A 17,020-nucleotide genomic window follows, 5' to 3' on the forward strand; every position below is an offset into this window, starting at 1 on the left:
AGCTTCAGCCGCTAACACGGGACCCCGGATTTCGCTGCGCTCCATCCGGGCTACGCCCTCGCCTAGAACAGACTGAGCTGCTGTCCGTTGCGCTTCGGCTTGGCGAAGTGATCGGTGGTCAGCTTGGTGCGCCGCTTGTTGAGGCCGAGCTTTTCGCAGGCGATCTCGAAGCGGCGGCCGATCATCCAGGCCATCGGGCCGGTGCCCTTCATCCGCGTGCCCCATTGCGAGTCGTAGTCGCGGCCGCCGCGCATGTCGCGGATCAGCGTGAAGACGTGACGGTAGCGGTCGGGATAGTTCGCCATCAGCCATTCGCGGAACAGATCGCGCACCTCGAGCGGCAGGCGCAGCAGCACGTAGCTCGCCTCCCTGGCGCCGGCATGTGCGGCGGCATCGAGGATGCGCTCGATCTCGGAGTCGTTCAGCGCCGGGATCACGGGTGCGACCATCACCGTGGTCGGGATGCCGGCATCCGCGAGCCGCTTGATCGCCTCGAGCCGCTTCGGCGGGGTCGAGGCGCGCGGCTCCATGGTGCGGGCGAGCTTCGGGTCGAGCGTCGTCACCGAGAGCGCGACCTTGGCGAGGTTGCGCTTGGCCATCCGCGCCAGGATGTCGATGTCGCGGGTGACCAGCGCCGACTTGGTGACAATGCCGACCGGATGGCCGGCGCGCTCCAGCACCTCGAGGATGCCGCGCATGATCTTCCGGTCGCGCTCGATCGGCTGATAGGGATCGGTGTTGGTGCCGATCGCGATCATCCGCGCCTCGTAGTCCGGTGCCGCCAGCTCCTTCTCGAGCAGCGCGGGTGCGTCCGGCTTGGCGAACAGCTTTGATTCGAAATCCAGCCCCGGCGACAGGCCGAGATAGGCGTGGGTCGGCCGCGCGAAGCAATAGACGCAGCCATGCTCGCAGCCACGATAGGGATTGATCGAACGGTCGAAGCCGATGTCGGGCGAGTCGTTGCGGGTGATCACCTTGCGCGAGGTGTCGAGCGCCACGCTGGTCGCGAACGGCGGCAGGTCCTCGAGGCTCTGCCAGCCGTCGTCGAAGGCAACGCGGGCCTCGGCCTCGTAACGGCCGCTGGCGTTGGACTGCGCGCCGCGGCCGCGCCGCCGCTCGCGCTCGATCGCGACCGCAAGCTCGGGAAAAGGGGTGGGTGCACCCGCCGGGTTATCGGAGGGCGCCGTTACCGGCGGGTGCTTGAGGGCATGAGAGGATGCTCGGCTCATGCTTTGAAGCTAGCACAGCGTTAGAACAAATCAAGAACACGAACGCAGAAATTCCACAGAACCTCGCTAGAAAATTCTGCAGGCGAACAGGCTGCTTTGAATCTGCAGGCGAACAGGCTGCTTTGAATATGACAAGGTGATAACACGGCCTGAGTTTCTCCACCGCTTGAGCCATCGAAGCCTCAAAATCATGCTGAGCGTGATCATTCCAACCGACGGCGTCGAGCGCACCGCGGTCGCAACGTTGGCGGCGCTGGTGCCGGGCGCGGCCGCGGGCGTCATCCGCGAAGTGCTGCTGGTCGACCGCAGCAACAGCGACGTGATGGAGCGCGTCGCCGACGTCGCCGGCTGCCGCTTCCTGCGCTTCGAGGGCACGCGCGCCGCGGCGCTTGCGGCAGGCGCGCGGCAGGCGCGGTCGCCCTGGCTGATGTTCCTGCATCCGGGCGCGGTGCTCGATGCCGGCTGGATCGAGGAAACCACGCAGTTCATCCAGATGGTGGCGGCGAGCGGCAAGGACCGCGCCGGCATCTTCCGCTACGCCCGCGCGCCCTACACCGACCCGGGCCTGCGCGACGGCCTCAAATTCGTCGCCCGGATGATCACCGGTCCCTCGGCCGAACAAGGGCTCCTGATCGCCCGCGAGCATTACGAGCGGATCGGCGGCTACCGGCCCGACGCCCGTCGCTCCGAGGCGCGCCTGCTGCGCCGGCTCGGCCGCTCCTCCCGCACCATGCTGCGGAGCCGGATCATGGTGGCCTGAACAAAGCGCTTGCGGATTATTTGATTCCGTCAAATAATATATTTGATGAAATCAAATTCCCATGACACCACGCTTGAGAGCCAAGTCGCCGCGGTCCGCGGCTTCAGCCGGTTCTATACCCGCAAGCTCGGCATCATCGAGCCGAAGCTGCTGCACTCGACATTCACGCTGCAGGAAGCGCGGATCATCTACGAGCTCGCGCATCGCGAAAATTGCACCGCAACCGATCTGGTGCGCGATCTCGACCTCGATGCCGGCTTCGTCAGCCGCACGCTGGCGGCGCTGCAAAGGCGCCAGATCGTGACGCGCAAGCCGTCTAAGGCCGACAAGCGCGTCAACGAGGTGGCCCTCACGGCCAAGGGCCGCACCGCAGCCGCCGATCTCGACCGCCGCTCGCGCAGCGAGGTCGGGGCGCTATTGAAGCAGATGGACAGCGACCGTCGCGCCGCGGTGGTGCGCGCGATGGGCACGATCGAGCAATCGCTGGAGCCGCCGGCCGAGAAACCGGTCGGCTTCCTGCTGCGCAGCCATCGCGTCGGCGACATGGGCTGGGTCGTCTCGCGGCAGGGACAAGCCTACGTGGAGGAATATGGCTGGGACATCAGCTACGAGGCGTTGGTGGCCGAGATCTGCGCGCAGTTTCTGCGATCGTTCGATCCCGCCCGCGAGCATTGCTGGATCGCGGAGGTCGACGGCGAGCCGGTCGGCTCGGTCTTCCTGGTCGACGGCGGCGACGGGGTCGCCAAGCTGCGCCTGCTGCTGGTGGAAGAAAAGGCGCGCGGGCTCGGCGTGGGCCGCGCACTGGTCGAGCAATGCATCCGCGCCGCGCGCGAGAAGGGCTACAAGAAGATGACGCTGTGGACCCAGAGCATCCTGGTCGCCGCGCGCGGCATCTACGCCCGCGCCGGCTTCGAGCGGGTCAAGGAAGAAAAGCACCACAGCTTCGGCGTCGACCTGGTCGGCGAGACCTGGGAGCTGGAGTTGTGAATCCGCAGCGCCGAGGCGCCTGGACTGCGTAGCCCGGATGGAGCGAGCGCAATCCGGGAGCGGTGCTGCCGCGGAAGAGACTGCCGCGGATTTCGCTTCGCTCCATCCGGGCTACGGAAGCTCACCCTTGAGATTCGGGTTCGTGGTTCACACGCCCTCAGATGCGCAATTGCGCGTCGGGATGACAAAAAAGGAGCGGCTAAGCGCTCGCGCCTTTCGCCTTCGGGCGGCGCAGATGTTCATCCAGCCGCGGCATGATCTCGACGAAATTGCAGGGGCGCGTGCGGTAGTCGAGCTGCGCGGCCAAAATGCCGTCCCAGCCGTCGCGGCAGGCGCCGGGCGAGCCGGGCAAGCAGAAGATGAAGGTGGCGCCCGCAACGCCGGCGGTGGCGCGGCTCTGGATCGTCGACGCCCCGATCTTGGCGTGGCTCAGCATGTGGAAGGCGATCGAAAAGCCGTCCATCCGCTTCTCGAACAGCGGCTCGACCGCCTCCGGCGTCACGTCGCGGCCGGTGAAGCCGGTGCCGCCGGTGGTGATGACGGCATCGACGGCGGGATCGGCGATCCAGCGTCGGATCACGGCTCTGATCGCCTCGACATCGTCGGTGACGATCTCGCGCGCCGCGAGCTTATGGCCGGCGGCGGTGAGACGGTCGGCCAGCGTGGTGCCCGACTTGTCATCCGCCAGCGAGCGGGTGTCGGAAATCGTCAGCACCGCAATGTTGAGCGGGATGAATGATTTGGATTCGTCGTGTGAGGACATTTACACCTCTTTCCATCCCGCTGACGTCATCCTGAGGTGCTCGCCTTACGGTGCACTTGCACCGCTGGGCGAGCCGCGAAGGATGGGCCACGGGCTCCGTCATCCTTCGAGGTCGCCAAGAGGCGAACATATCCCGAGTGAGCGCATTCGCGCTCATCCGGGGATGACGCTACCGGCACGCAGCTACAAGCTACCGCCGAACGTGTTGCAGGCCTGCACTGTGCCCTGCTGGTAGCCCCTCATGAACCACTCCTTGCGCTGCGCCGCGGAGCCGTGGGTGAATGAATCAGGCACCACCCTGCCCGTCGCCTGCCGCTGCAGCGTGTCGTCGCCGATTGCGTTCGCGGTGGTCAGCGCGGCGTCGATGTCGCCGGCCTCGAGGAAGCCCGGCCGCTTCTTCTCCTCGCGGTTGACCCAGACGCCGGAAAGGCAATCGGCCTGCAACTCGACCTTGACCTGCAGCGCGTTGGCCTCGGCCTTGCTGCCGGCCTGCTGCTGCAGCCGGTTCACGCGCGGAATGATGCCGAGCAGGTTCTGGATGTGATGGCCGGCTTCATGCGCGATGATATAGGCCGCGGTGAACTTGCAGGCGTTGCCCGAGCAGCCGCGGAAGCGCGTCTCGACCTCGCGGAAGAAGCCGGTGTCGAGGAAGATGGTCTTGTCCGGCGGACAGTAGAACGGTCCCATCGCCGACTGCGCCATGCCGCAGCGGCCGCCATTGGTGGCATTGCGGAACAGCACGATCTTCGGACCGGTGTAGGTCTGGCCGCTGGCCTTGAAGATCTCGCTCCAGCGATCGTCGATCTCGCCGAGAATACCGGCGATCATGCTGCCCATCTCGTCGGTCGGCGCACCGCGCTTGGCCTGCCCGCCCGACGACTGCCGGTCGGTCTGGTAGGTCGGCGCCTGGCCGCCGCCGGTGAGAATCTCGGCGCCGCCGATCAGGATGCGCGGGTCGATGCCGAAGGCGTAGCCGAGCAGGCCGAGCACGATGATGGTGCCGATGCCGAGCCCGCCACCACCCATCGGAATGCCGAAACCGCCACCGCCACCTCCGCCCATCCCGCCTTCGTCGCGACGGTCTTCGATGTCGTCGCTGCGGCGGAAATCATCATAGCGCATGGCGGTTTCCCTTCATTCCAGTCGGCGACCCAACGCGGGACACTCCAACCTAAAATTTCCATTCTGTTAATCAATATCCTGCCCGGCAATAATTGCCTAGTCCGGAAGAGGCGCATCCCTTGCGGTGCAAACGGCTGCGAATGAGGGCGAATCTACCGCGCAAATCGTGCCGGTTTGATGATCCGCAAATTTTTTCGCCGAACGCGCTGATGTTGCAGCACAACGCCGACGGCACTGCGCCATGACGCGCAAAAGATGCTGCAATCTTTTGCATGAAGATTTCCAATTAAGTCGATTTTTACTTTGACGGGTCAATGTGACGCCAGTCGGTTGTTTAGTCCCGCGTCGCCGACAGCGTCGCCTGAGTCAGAGTTCTTGAGTCATGGTAGTGTCGCGTCGCGGGGCGTCTGCAAGGGCGCCCCGCACTAAATTTGAGAGTGCCCCATCGAGCCACATCGTCATTGGCGATTGCGTGGCCGAATTGTCGAAGCTTCAGGCCGGCTCGGTCGACCTGGTCTTCGCGGATCCTCCCTACAATCTGCAGCTCAAGGGCGACCTCAAGCGCCCCGATGAGTCGCATGTCGATGCCGTCAACGACGACTGGGACAAGTTCTCGTCGTTCGCTGCGTATGACGATTTCACCCGCGCCTGGCTGCTGGCCTGCCGCCGCGTGATGAAGCCGTCGGCAACGCTGTGGGTGATCGGCTCCTATCACAACATCTTCCGCGTCGGCGCGATCATGCAGGATCTCGGCTTCTGGCTCCTGAACGACATCGTGTGGCGCAAGTCCAATCCGATGCCGAACTTCCGCGGCCGCCGCTTCACCAATGCGCACGAGACCATGATCTGGGCCGCGCGCGACGAGAAGGCCAAGGGCTACACCTTCAATTACGAAGCGCTGAAGGCGTCCAATGAGGACGTGCAGGCACGCTCCGACTGGCTGATCCCGCTGTGCACCGGCGAGGAGCGCCTCAAGGACGGCGACGGCAAGAAGGTGCATCCGACGCAGAAGCCCGAGCAGCTGCTCGCCCGCGTGCTGCTGTCGTCCTCGAAGCCCGGCGATCTCGTGATCGATCCGTTCAACGGCACCGGCACCACCGGCGCCGTCGCCAAGCGCCTCGGCCGCAGCTATATCGGCTTCGAGCGCGACAAGACCTATGCCGCCGCCGCCGAGGCGCGCATCGCCGCGATCGAGCCGCTGCCGGAAGCAACGCTGGCGCCGTTCATGACCGCGCGCGAGGCGCCGCGGGTGGCGTTCTCCGAATTGATTGAGCGCGGCATGATCGTGCCGGGCGCCAGGCTGGTCGACGCCAAGAAGCGCCACGGCGCCCTGGTGCGCGCCGACGGCGCCATCATGCTCGGCGACAAGGTCGGCTCGATCCACCGCATCGGCGCCGTCGCGCAGGGCTCCGGCGCCTGCAACGGCTGGACCTTCTGGCACGTCGAGACCAAGAGCGGCCTGCGGCTGATCGACGAACTGCGCGCCGAGATCCGCTCCGAGATGGCCGCGGGCTGAGGCAAGCCGGCTAATCTTCCTCGTCATTCCGGGCTCGCCGCTTCGCGGCGCCCTCAGATACGCAATTGCGCAGCCGGGAATGACACGTTGGGGAAGATGACGCCGTCTTGAACGCGGGCCGCCTTGTTGCGCCGCGACGGCGGGACTAGATTCGGCCCCATCACTTGCCGCTTCGATTGGTCGCCGATGCGAAGACAATCCGAGACCTTGCTGCTGGTGCCGCTGCTGCCGGTCTTCCTGCTCGGCATGTTTCCGATGCTGCTGATCGGCCTGCTCGGATTCTTCGGCCTGATCATTTTAGGCATCCTGCTCGTCTGCGTCGGGCTGACGCTCGCCCTCGAGGCGCATGGCGAGTTCAATGAAGAGATCATCGTCCATGGCTACGCGCGGGGATCAGAACGCGCGACGCAGGTCTCCCATTTGCGTGCTGCGACCCGCTCCGCCGCCGCGCTGGACGTCGCGGGCATCGCGCTGGTTGTCGCGGGTATCCTGGGCTTCTTCTGGGCCGGCTGACCAGCGCGCCACGCGACCCTGATTCACAAACTCGTCGCTTGCGCAGCGCAGCGAAATTTGCGCATGAGGGGATCGTCTGCGGCCTTCCCCGCCGCATCCCGATCTCGCCGGCTACAAGAACCAAGGGAGTCCCTTCATGATCAAATTCTATTTCAACGGTGCGCCGAACCCGAACAAGGTCGCGCTGTTCCTGGAAGAGTCCGGCCTGCCGTTCGAGGCGATCCCGGTCGACACCCGCAAAGGCGAGCAGTTCGCGCCGGAATTCCTGAAGGTCAACCCGAACGGCAAGGTGCCGGCGATCGACGATGACGGCGTGCTGGTGTTCGACTCGAACGCGATCCTGCTCTACCTCGCCGAGGAGCACGGCAAGTTCCTGCCCGCCAATACGCCGGCCAACCGCGCCGCGACGCTGTCCTGGCTGATGTTCATCGCGACCGGCCTCGGCCCCTATTCCGGCCAGGCCGTGCACTTCAAGCACTTCGCGCCGAAGGATCTCGACTACGCCAACAACCGCTACCAGTACGAGGCGCACCGCCATTACAAGATCCTCGACGATCACCTGGCGAAACAGCGCTACATGGTCGGCGACAGCTACACGATCGTCGACATGGCGTTCTGGGGCTGGGCGCGGATGGCGGCGTTCATCCTCGGCGAGGAAGGCTACGCCAAATATCCGAACGTCAAGCGGCTGGTCGACGAGATCTCGGCGCGGCCGGCGGCGGCGCGCGCGATCGCGCTGAAGGACAAGCACACCTTCAAGGCCGAGATGGATGACGCGGCGCGCGACATCATGTTCGGCCACCTCAAGTCCAAGGTGGCGTAAGCCAATCCACAAGACGGCAAGACGACGGCGCCCGGATGGGCGCCGTCTTCGTTTGTGCCGCCCATTGGCGGCGCGCCGCTACGCAGGAAACGCGCCGAGCGCCCTCTCGGTCAGGACCGAGTCACAATATTCCCGTACCTCCTTGATCCGACCGCCATCGAAGCGGAACACCAGGCAGTAGTCGTTGTCGTAGCGCTGACCTTGCTTGGTGAGGTTGTCGCCCTTGGCCTCGATCACGACGATGTCGCCGTCGGCGATGATGCGATGGGCGACGGTGCGGCCGCGCTCGACCAGTTTCGAGCGGACATGGCCGTGCAGATCGTTGATGATCGACTGCTTGCCGGTGAAGGTACGCGACCAGGAATATTGCCCGGTCACGGTCCAGATCGCGTCGTCGGCAAGCGTTGCCATGAACAGCGAGTTCTCGCGCACCGCGGGATCGGGACTGCCTGCGATCACGAACATCTCCTGCACCAGTTTCTTGTTGTCGGCTGCGCTCATGGCGCCTCTCCTTGCGATTGATAGACCTTGATTTCAGGCGTTTGCTCACGCGATACGGTCTTCGGCTCGCGTGAAAAATGCCTTGCCCGCAATCCTGCGGCGCCTGCGCGCATTCTTCCAATCGATAGGTGGTATGATATATATTCACGGGATGAATTTGAATTCGCTTGACCTCAATCTGCTGGTCGCGCTCGACGCCCTGCTGCGTGAAGCCAATGTCAGCCGCGCCGCGATGCGGCTCAATCTGTCGCAGCCCGCGACCAGCCACGCGCTGCAGCGGCTGCGCGACCTGATCGGCGATCCGCTTTTGGTCCGCAACGGCGCGCGGATGGAGCTGACGCCGCGGGCGCAGGCGCTGCGCTCGCCGCTGGCCCATGCGCTCGACCAGGTGCGTACGCTGTTCGTCTCCGACGATTTCGACGCCGCGCGCAGCGACCGGCACTTTCGCCTGATGATGCCCGACCTCGCGGTCGAGCTCCTGATGCCGTCGCTGATGGAAAAGGTGACGCTGATCGCGCCGAACGTCACCATCGACGTAGTGCCGTGGCGGGGACCTGCGATCTTCACGCCCGAATTCGCCCGCACCATCGATCTCGTGATCTCGATCGGCGACTCCTTCAAGGGCTTTCACCGCCAGCGGCTCTACACCGACAGCGATGCACTCGCGGTGCGCCGCGGCCACCCCGCCGGCACGAAGCTGAAGAAGCGCGAGGCGTTCCTCGCCGCACGCCATGTCGCCGTGATCATCCGCGGCCAGAACGAGGACCTGATCGACACCTGGCTGCGCGCCAAGGGCATCGAGCGGCGGATCGCGCTGGTGGTGCCGGGCTATATCGAGGCGCTGCACGTCACCGCGCGCACCGACCTCGTCGCCTTCGTGCCGCGCCGGCTGATCTCGGCGCTGTCAACGCAATTATCGCTGATGACGGTGACGCCGCCGCTCGATCCCGGGATCGACGAGCAGCACATGTTCTATCCGACCCGCGCGCAGATGGACCCCGGCTCGCTGTGGCTGCGCAAGCTGATGCTGGAGACCGGACGCGAGTTGGAGACGGGGAAAGTGTAGCGGCGCGCTCTATCCCCGCGTCGTCCCGGCTTGCGCCGGGACGACAGCGAGTTCTTGGCTTCCGCCTTGTCCTCCGCGCTTACGCCCTCTGCTCCGCCAGCACCTTCTGCACCGCCGGGCGGCTCTCCATCGCAGCGCGATGCGCCTTCACCTTGGGCAGCGTTGCGATGTCGACCCCGTCGCCGTCGAGCCAGAGGGTCAGCGTGTAGAGATAGGCGTCGCCGACGGTGTAGTTCTCGCCCATCACCCACGGGCCCTTCAGCATGTCGCGCTCGATCAGGTTGAAACAGGCGCCCATGGTCTTCGGGACCATCGCCTTCATGTCGGCGAACGAAGCCTCCTGCGTCGCCCAGCGCGCACCGCGCATCTTGTGGGCGTGGCAGATATGCACCGTGGAGCACAGATAGGAGTTGAAGGCCTGCAGCCTGGCGAATTCGAAGGCGTCGTCGGGCGCGAGCTTCGCCTGCGGAAAGGTCTGCGCGATGTAGGCCAGCATCGCCGGCGTCTCGGTCAGCACGCCGCGATCGGTCACCAAAGTGGGCACGCGGCCCTTCGGATTGATCTTCAGGTATTCCGGGCTGTTCTGCTGGTTGGTCTTGAAGTCGATCTTCACGGTCGTGTAGGGCGCGCCGGCCTCGGCCAGCGCGATGTGGGACGCGAGCGCGCAGGTGCCGGTGGCAAAATAGAGCTTGAGCATGTTGCTGTCCTCTCCGAGCCTTATCGGTTCGTTGCGAACGCGGCTCTGGTTCTTGTTCTGACGGCGCGGAGGTTAGCGGCAGCCCCCTTTGCCGTCCACCCCGCGCGCCGCGGAGCTTGCCCGCGGTAGTGCCGTCGTGCGATGACCATGGCCAATCGAGGGGATTTTTCATGACTGTGCTCATTGCAGGCAGCGGAATTGGCGGGCTGACGCTGGCGCTCAGCCTGCACCAGATCGGCGTGCCGGCCCGCGTCTTCGAGAGCGTGCCCGAGCTGCGGCCGCTCGGCGTCGGCATCAACGTGCTGCCGCATGCGGTGCGCGAACTGATCGAACTCGGCCTGCACGATGTGCTCGACGCTTCAGCAGTGCGCACCCGCGAGCTCGCCTATTTCTCGAAGCACGGCAAGCCGATCTGGAGCGAGCCGCGCGGGCTCGAGGCCGGCTACAAATGGCCGCAATTCTCGATCCATCGCGGCCGGCTGCAACAGCTGCTGCTCGATGCCGCGACCGAACGGCTCGGAGCTGCGAACATCCTCACCAGCCATCACCTCACCGGCTGGACCGAGACCGCCGACGGCATCCGCGCCGACTTCATCGACCGCGCCACCGGCAAGCCCGCCGGCAGCTATGACGGCGCGGTGCTGATCGCCGCCGACGGTATCCATTCGGCGGTGCGCGAGAAGCTCTATCCGCAGGAGGGGCCGCCGATCTGGAACGGTCGCATCCTGTGGCGCGGCATCACCCGCGGCGATGCCTTCCTGACCGGACGCACCATGATCATGGCCGGCCACGAGATCCTGAAATTCGTCAGCTACCCGATCTCGAAGGAGGCCGGCCCCGACGGCAAGTTCGACATCAACTGGGTCGCCGAGCGACACATGCCGCCGACCTATCAATGGCGCCGCGAGGACTACAACCGGACCGCCAAGCTCGACGAGTTCCTGCCGTGGTTCGAGAGCTGGAATTTCGACTGGCTCGATGTCCCCGGCCTGATCCGGAACTGTCCGCACGCCTACGAATATCCGCTGGTCGATCGCGATCCGATCCCGCAATGGACGTTCGGCCGCGTCACGCTGATGGGCGACGCCGCGCATCCGATGTATCCGATCGGCTCCAACGGCGCCTCGCAGGCGATCCTGGATGCGCGCGTGCTGACGCGCGAGATCCTGGCGCGTGGCCCGACCCAGGCGGCGCTCGCCGCCTATGAGGCCGAACGGCGGCCCGCGACCACGGACCTCGTGATGCTGAACCGCCGCAACGGCCCGGAGCAGGTGATGCAGCTGGTCGAGGAGCGCGCGCCTGATGGCTTCAACGTCGTCACCGACGTGCTGTCGCAGCAGGAGCTGGAAGACATCGCCGCCAACTACAAGCGCGTCGCCGGTTTCCAGGTCGAGGGACTGAACGCCAAGCCGCCGATCGTGCAGCGGGCGGGCTAAGTTGTAGCGCGGCGCACTATCTATCACCGTCACCTGAGGAGCCGCGAAGCGGCGTCTCGAAGGATGAACGGCCCGGCTGGTGAGGCTCGCTCCGCTCGCACCTCAGCATGACAGCCTTACCAATGCGGGCGCGGCTTCACCGCAGCGCGCGCGCCGCCTCCACCAGGCGGATGCTGCTGCTTGCGGTGGCGAGCAGTGTGCCGTCGACGGCGATCAGCTTCCCCTCGACGAAGGCGATGGTCTTGCCGAGCTGGGTCACCGTCGCCTCGCCGGTGATGGGCCCCGGTTTTGCCGGCGCCAGGAAATTCACGGTCATCGTGATGGTCGTGGTGAAGAGCCGGCCCTCGGTCATCACGAACACCGCCGGCCCCATCGTATCGTCGAGCATTGCCGAGAGCATGCCGCCTTGGATGAAGCCGGCCGGATTGCAAAAATCCGGCTTGCCGTCGAACACGATCCTGATCCAGCCCTCCCGCGGACGGGCGTCGACCACGCGCCAACCCAGTAGCTTTGCGACGGGCGGCATCGGAATGCGGTCGAGTGCGGTTGCGATCATGGCGGCCTCCGGTTTCCGGAGGTAATAGCGAAGCCCTGCTGCCAGCATGGTGTCAGCAGGTCAGAGCATGATCTGGAAAAGTGGGAACCGGTTTTCCGAAAAGATCATGCTCAAAAAAATGAGCCGATGATGTGATTCATCCCATCGTCAGAGATCGAGCCCATGCGCGACAACCTTGCGCATCAGGTTCGGAAACGCCTCGCCGTCCAGCGTCGCCACCGGCACCCAGCGCATGCCGTCCGGCGCGCGGCTCCGCGGCGGCACGCTGGCGGTATAGACGACGAGCTCGAGCGGGAAGTGCGTGAACACGTGGGTGACGACGCCCGCCCTGCGGTGCCAGTGCGTGACGCCCTTCAGTTCCGGCGCCTGGGCAAGTGCCGCAGCGTCTTCCTGCCCGGCCAGCCATTGCGATCCCGGAACCTCGGTCATGCCGCCGAGCAGGCCTTTTTCCGGGCGCGAGCGCACCAGGAGCTCGCCGCCGCGCGTCACCACGAAGGCCGCGCCGCGGCGCAAGTTGCCGCTCTTCTTCGGCGCCTTGCGCGGGAACGACTCCTGGTCGCCGCGCGTGCGCGCCGCGCAGTCGTCATTCAGCGGACACAATGCGCAGGCCGGCTTCTTCGGCGTGCAGATCGTGGCGCCCAAATCCATCAGCGCCTGAGCACTGTCGCCGGCGCGGGACGGGCCGAGCAATGTCGCCGCCATCTCCATGATCAGCGGCTTGGCCTGCGGCAGCGCCTCCTCGATGGCGTAGAGCCGACTGACCACGCGCTCGATATTGCCGTCCACCGGCATGGTGCAGCGGTCGAAGGCGATCGCGGCGATCGCCGCCGCCGTATAGGGCCCGATGCCGGGCAGCCCGCGCAGGCCCTCCTCGGTGTCCGGAAAGGCCCCGCCATGCTCGCTGAGCACCGCGACCGCGCAGGCGTGCAAATTGCGCGCCCGCGAATAGTAGCCGAGCCCGGCCCACATCCTCAGGACGTCGTCGAGCGAGGCACGCCCAAGCGCGGTCACATCGGGCCAGCGCGACATGAATTTCTCGAAATAAGGCCCGACCGCCCGCACCGTGGTCTGCTGCAGCATGATCTCCGACAGCCAGACGCGGTACGGATCGGCCCGCTCCCCCGCCACTACGCGCCACGGCAGTGTCCGGCGATGCCGGTCATACCAGGCGAGCAGCCGCGCCGGGCGGTCGGCCTGCTGATCGGTCGATTTGATTTTGGCGGCCGCGCGAGAGCTCATGAACGTATCTTAGCCACATCTCGCCATGTCATGCCCGGGCTTGACCCGGGCATCCACGTCTTTTCTTCGCCCGGCACGGAAACGCCGGCACAATGATGAACACGGTTTCAGCCACATCACCACCACTGCTATAACCCTCCCATGTCCAGACCCGGCCCGATCAGCGCCAAGCCCCTGTCGATCCTGCTCAGCGACGTCTTCACCGACGCCTACGCCAAGCAGGGCTTTGCCGCGCGCGAACTGGTGACGCGCTGGACCGAGATCGCGGGCGAGCGGATCGCGGCCTATTGCGAGCCGCTGAAGATGCAATGGCCGCGGCCGGTGGAGGGACAGCCGCAGGAGCCGGCGACGCTGGTGCTGCGGGTCGAAGGCCCGATGGCGCTGGAGATCCAGCACTCCTCCGACGTCATCCTGGAGCGGGTGAACCGCTTCTTCGGCTGGCATGCGGTCGGCCGCCTGACCATCCGGCAGGCACCGCTCTCGCGCCGCAGCCGCCCGGTACGGCCGCGCCCGCCGGACGCCAAAACCGTGGCCCGGGAGGCGGCAAACCTTGCGGCCGTCGAGGACGACGATCTGCGCGCGGCGCTGGCCCGTTTGGGTGCCTCGATCAAGCGAAATTGACGCTTTTCGGCAGGCCGTTCGCGAGACCGCGGCATTGCCACAATGGCCGTTTCAAGCTAGCGAAGGCTTCTTTTTCGGGACCCCTTCATTGTGGCGTGAATGCGCCAATCCGGGAGCTGACCTTGATCATCACGCGCCGCGCTTTCACCACCGCTCTCTCGCTGACCGGGCTCGCCGCCCTCGCCGGCCTGTCGCCGCTGCGCCTGATCACCGACGCGTTCGCGCAGACTGCCGCCGAGGTCGCCAAGCCGCAGTCGCTGCCGGACATGGGGCTCGGCCCGCAGGACGCCAAGGTAACCATCATCGAGTACGCCTCGATGACCTGCCCGCACTGCGCCAATTTCAACGAGACAGTGTTCCCGAAGATCAAGTCGACCTACATCGACCCCGGCAAGGTCCGTTACGTGTTCCGCGAATTCCCGCTCGACATCAAGGCCGCCGCCGGCTCGATGCTGGCGCGCTGCATCGCCAAGGACGACGCGCCGAAGTTCTTCGCCGTGATCGATTTGCTATTCCGCCAGCAGAACGACTGGGTGGTCAAGAACACCACCGAGACGCTGACGCGGATCGGCAAGCAGGCCGGCCTCAGCCAGCAGCAGGTCGAGGACTGCCTGAAGGATCAGAAGCTGCTCGACAAGATCGCCGCAGACCAGAAGTACGCCAACGAGGTGCTGAAGGTGAACTCGACGCCGACCTTCTTCGTCAACGGCGAGATGCTGAAGGGCGAGACCTCGTTCGAGGAGTTCAGCAAGCACATCGATCCGCTGCTGAAGAGCTGATCGGGAGCCCGCGAACCTGACGTCTTTGTGCCTCGCTTCGAGTCGAGGCACGATAATTGTGGATGATTTGCGATCACGGCACGCGACCGTCGCATCATTTGGTTGTTGAAAACTTGATTCGCACGATGCGAATCGTCGAGGACATGCAAGGGCCATAAAACCCTGCAAATCCCTTGGGAAAAGCTTGCTCAAGCGGTTGCCCTCACGCGCTCGCATCGCCATTGTCGCCGCTCATGAGAGCTGCACGCAGCAACTCACCCACACACCGACATTGCCTTCCATGGTATTGTCACGGCAGGGAGATTCGCGCCCGGCCAAACGAGATTTGTGTACATGAAGCTCACGCGCCTCCGCCTGCACGGTTTCAAGTCGTTCGTTGAACCCACCGATTTCATGATCGAGCCGGGCCTGACCGGCGTCGTCGGACCGAACGGCTGCGGCAAATCCAATCTCGTCGAAGCGTTGCGCTGGGCGATGGGCGAGACCTCGCACAAGTCGCTGCGTGCCGCCGACATGGATGCGGTGATCTTCGCCGGTTCCGGCAACCGTCCGGCGCGCAACCACGCGGAAGTCGTGATGACGATCGACAATTCGGATCGCTCGGCGCCGGCTGCGGTGAACGACAGCCAGCTCCTGGAAATCTCCCGCCGCATCGAGCGCGAGGCGGGCTCGGTCTACCGCATCAACGGCCGCGATGTCCGTGCAAGAGATGTGCAGATCCTGTTCGCCGATGCCGCCACCGGCGCGCGCTCGCCGGCGCTGGTCCACCAGGGCAAGATCGGCGAGATCATCCAGGCCAAGCCCGAGCAGCGCCGCCGCGTGCTGGAAGACGCCGCCGGCGTGGCGGGTCTGCATGCCCGCCGCCACGAGGCGGAACTGCGGCTGAAGGCGGCCGAAACCAACCTCACCCGCGTCGAGGACGTGATCGGCCAGCTCACCGGCCAGATGGAAGGCCTGAAGAAGCAGGCGCGCCAGGCGATCCGCTACCGCGAGGTCGCGGCCAAGGTGCGCAAGTCCGAGGCCATGCTGTTCCATCTGCGCTGGATCGAGGCCAATGCCGACGTCAACGACGCCGCGCAGACCCATGACATCTCCGTACGCGAGATGGCCGAGCGCACCCGCGAGCAGGCCGAATCCGCCCGCATCCAGGCGATCCGCGCCGCCGAATTGCCGGCGCTGCGCGATGCCGAGGCGCGCGCCGCCGCCGGCCTGCAGCGCCTGACCAACGCGCGCGAGATGCTCGACCGCGAGGAGCAGCGCGCCAAGGAGCGCGTCGGCGAGCTCGATCGCCGCCTCACCCAGTTCGCCCAGGACATCGCGCGCGAGCAGCAGCAGACCTCGGATGCCGACATCGCGCTGCAGCGGCTCGACACCGAAGACGCCGAGCTCAAGGAAGAGATCAAGTCGCGCGTCGAGAAGCGCTCCGGCGTCGACGAGCGCGTCGCTGAGGCCGAGGAGATCCTGGCCGCGACCGAGCGTCAGTTCTCCGAGCTGACCACGCAGCTCGCCGATCTCACCGCCAAGCGCAATCAGCTCGAAGCCGGTGTCCGCACGCATCGCGACAGGTTGGCGCGGCTCGATCAGGAGATCGCCAGCGTCCAGGCCGAGGAAACCAAGCTCGCGCAGGAGACCGGCAATCTCGGCGACATCGACGCGCTGGCCGCCGCCATGGAGATGGCGCAGCAGACGCTCGCCGAGTCCGAGGCCGCCGTGCAGACCAGCGAGGCGCATCACGCCGCCGCGCGGCAGACGCTGGAAGCCTCGCGCAATCCGCTCACCGAAGCGGAGAAGCGCGTGCAGCGGCTCGAGACGGAAGCCCGCACCATCTCCAAGCTCGTCACCAGCGAGACCAAGAATCTGTGGCCACCGATCATCGACGGCATCACCGTCGCCAAGGGCTACGAGAAGGCGATCGGCGCCGTGCTCGGCGACGACCTCGATGCGCCGGTGGATTCCTCGGCGCCGATGCGGTGGACCAATATCGGCGTGGCCGGCGAAGATCCTTCGCTGCCCGATGGCGTCGAGCGGCTGGCCGACCATGTCCAGGCGCCGCCGGAACTGGCACGCCGCCTGGCCCAGATCGGCGTCGTGGCCAAGGAACGCGGCGCTGCGCTGGTGTCGCAGCTGAAGACCGGCCAGCGGCTGGTGTCGCTCGAAGGCGACGTCTGGCGCTGGGACGGCTTCGTCGCCGACGCGCATGCCCCGACCGGCGCCGCCCGCCGTCTTGCCGAACGCGCCCGTCTGGTCGACATCGAGCACGAGCTGGAACAGGCCCGCATCGATGCCGCCACCAAGCGCCAGGCGCTGGAGACGGCTGAAGAGGAACTGCGCTCGGCGTCCGCCGCCGAGGGTGCCTCGCGCGAAGCCGTCCGCGCCGCCCGCCGCGAGGCCGACGCCGCGCGCGAACGCCAT

17 protein-coding genes are annotated in these 17,020 nt (G+C 65.9%); 10 read left to right on the plus strand and 7 right to left on the minus strand.

What is annotated here, in order from left to right; genetic code table 11:
- Positions 1–62: 62 nt before the first annotated feature.
- Positions 63–1,229, minus strand: coding sequence for a PA0069 family radical SAM protein (locus tag AKL29_RS35380; RefSeq protein ID WP_050387358.1), 1,167 nt, complete (start codon positions 1,227–1,229; stop codon positions 63–65).
- A gap of 190 nt (positions 1,230–1,419) precedes the next feature.
- On the opposite strand from AKL29_RS35380, the gene AKL29_RS35385 reads away from it, so the two are divergent.
- Positions 1,420–1,989, plus strand: coding sequence for a glycosyltransferase family protein (locus tag AKL29_RS35385; protein WP_018273373.1), 570 nt, complete (start codon positions 1,420–1,422; stop codon positions 1,987–1,989).
- Positions 1,990–2,034: 45 nt separating this feature from the next.
- The gene (locus tag AKL29_RS35390; RefSeq protein ID WP_050387359.1) at positions 2,035–2,976 is read left to right on the plus strand and encodes a bifunctional helix-turn-helix transcriptional regulator/GNAT family N-acetyltransferase; all 942 of its coding nucleotides are present in this window, start codon (positions 2,035–2,037) and stop codon (positions 2,974–2,976) included.
- 199 nt (positions 2,977–3,175) lie between these two features.
- Here AKL29_RS35390 and moaB read toward each other — a convergent pair whose 3' ends face one another.
- Both moaB and ypfJ read right to left on the minus strand, forming a co-directional pair.
- Complete coding sequence (gene moaB, locus AKL29_RS35395; RefSeq protein WP_028334796.1) at positions 3,176–3,739, minus strand: molybdenum cofactor biosynthesis protein B; 564 nt, start codon at positions 3,737–3,739, stop codon at positions 3,176–3,178.
- 183 nt (positions 3,740–3,922) lie between these two features.
- The gene (gene ypfJ, locus AKL29_RS35400; RefSeq protein ID WP_028334795.1) at positions 3,923–4,861 is read right to left on the minus strand and encodes a KPN_02809 family neutral zinc metallopeptidase; all 939 of its coding nucleotides are present in this window, start codon (positions 4,859–4,861) and stop codon (positions 3,923–3,925) included.
- A 382-nt stretch (positions 4,862–5,243) separates the two neighbouring features.
- On the opposite strand from ypfJ, the gene AKL29_RS35405 reads away from it, so the two are divergent.
- From AKL29_RS35405 to AKL29_RS35415, 3 genes are all read left to right on the plus strand, one after another.
- Complete coding sequence (locus AKL29_RS35405) at positions 5,244–6,377, plus strand: site-specific DNA-methyltransferase (RefSeq protein ID WP_028334794.1); 1,134 nt, start codon at positions 5,244–5,246, stop codon at positions 6,375–6,377.
- A 216-nt stretch (positions 6,378–6,593) separates the two neighbouring features.
- Positions 6,594–6,890, plus strand: a complete 297-nt coding sequence (locus tag AKL29_RS35410) for a hypothetical protein (RefSeq protein WP_244482632.1) — start codon at positions 6,594–6,596, stop codon at positions 6,888–6,890.
- 136 nt (positions 6,891–7,026) lie between these two features.
- Positions 7,027–7,713: a glutathione S-transferase family protein gene (locus AKL29_RS35415; protein ID WP_028334792.1), complete on the plus strand. Its 687-nt coding sequence runs from the start codon at positions 7,027–7,029 to the stop codon at positions 7,711–7,713.
- 78 nt (positions 7,714–7,791) lie between these two features.
- Here the strand turns inward: AKL29_RS35415 and AKL29_RS35420 are convergent, their stop codons facing one another.
- Positions 7,792–8,214, minus strand: a complete 423-nt coding sequence (locus AKL29_RS35420; protein ID WP_050387360.1) for a nuclear transport factor 2 family protein — start codon at positions 8,212–8,214, stop codon at positions 7,792–7,794.
- 151 nt (positions 8,215–8,365) lie between these two features.
- On the opposite strand from AKL29_RS35420, the gene AKL29_RS35425 reads away from it, so the two are divergent.
- A complete protein-coding gene (locus tag AKL29_RS35425; RefSeq protein WP_028334790.1) occupies positions 8,366–9,280 on the plus strand; it encodes a LysR family transcriptional regulator in 915 nt (304 codons plus the stop codon).
- Positions 9,281–9,359: 79 nt separating this feature from the next.
- On the opposite strand, the gene AKL29_RS35430 is transcribed toward AKL29_RS35425, so the two are convergent.
- The gene (locus tag AKL29_RS35430) at positions 9,360–9,977 is read right to left on the minus strand and encodes a glutathione S-transferase family protein (protein ID WP_050387361.1); all 618 of its coding nucleotides are present in this window, start codon (positions 9,975–9,977) and stop codon (positions 9,360–9,362) included.
- Between the two features lie 170 nt (positions 9,978–10,147).
- On the opposite strand from AKL29_RS35430, the gene AKL29_RS35435 reads away from it, so the two are divergent.
- Positions 10,148–11,413, plus strand: a complete 1,266-nt coding sequence (locus tag AKL29_RS35435; protein ID WP_050387362.1) for a flavin-dependent oxidoreductase — start codon at positions 10,148–10,150, stop codon at positions 11,411–11,413.
- Between the two features lie 136 nt (positions 11,414–11,549).
- Here AKL29_RS35435 and AKL29_RS35440 read toward each other — a convergent pair whose 3' ends face one another.
- Together AKL29_RS35440 and mutY are read right to left on the minus strand one after the other, a co-directional pair.
- The gene (locus tag AKL29_RS35440) at positions 11,550–11,969 is read right to left on the minus strand and encodes a PaaI family thioesterase (RefSeq protein ID WP_050387569.1); all 420 of its coding nucleotides are present in this window, start codon (positions 11,967–11,969) and stop codon (positions 11,550–11,552) included.
- Positions 11,970–12,116: 147 nt separating this feature from the next.
- Positions 12,117–13,208, minus strand: coding sequence for an A/G-specific adenine glycosylase (mutY, locus tag AKL29_RS35445; protein WP_050387363.1), 1,092 nt, complete (start codon positions 13,206–13,208; stop codon positions 12,117–12,119).
- 141 nt (positions 13,209–13,349) lie between these two features.
- Here mutY and AKL29_RS35450 point away from each other — a divergent pair, with 141 nt between their 5' ends.
- The 3 genes from AKL29_RS35450 to AKL29_RS46055 form a co-directional block, all read left to right on the plus strand.
- Complete coding sequence (locus AKL29_RS35450; RefSeq protein ID WP_028334785.1) at positions 13,350–13,829, plus strand: DUF721 domain-containing protein; 480 nt, start codon at positions 13,350–13,352, stop codon at positions 13,827–13,829.
- Positions 13,830–13,951: 122 nt separating this feature from the next.
- Entirely contained in the window at positions 13,952–14,608 is a 657-nt protein-coding gene (locus tag AKL29_RS35455) for a DsbA family protein (RefSeq protein WP_026193256.1), read from the plus strand.
- A gap of 333 nt (positions 14,609–14,941) precedes the next feature.
- The coding region (locus tag AKL29_RS46055) for a chromosome segregation SMC family protein (protein ID WP_244482603.1) at positions 14,942–17,020 on the plus strand (2,079 nt) is incomplete at its 3' end.

The organism is Bradyrhizobium pachyrhizi (genome assembly GCF_001189245.1).
GTDB classification, from domain to species: Bacteria; Pseudomonadota; Alphaproteobacteria; order Rhizobiales; family Xanthobacteraceae; genus Bradyrhizobium; species Bradyrhizobium pachyrhizi.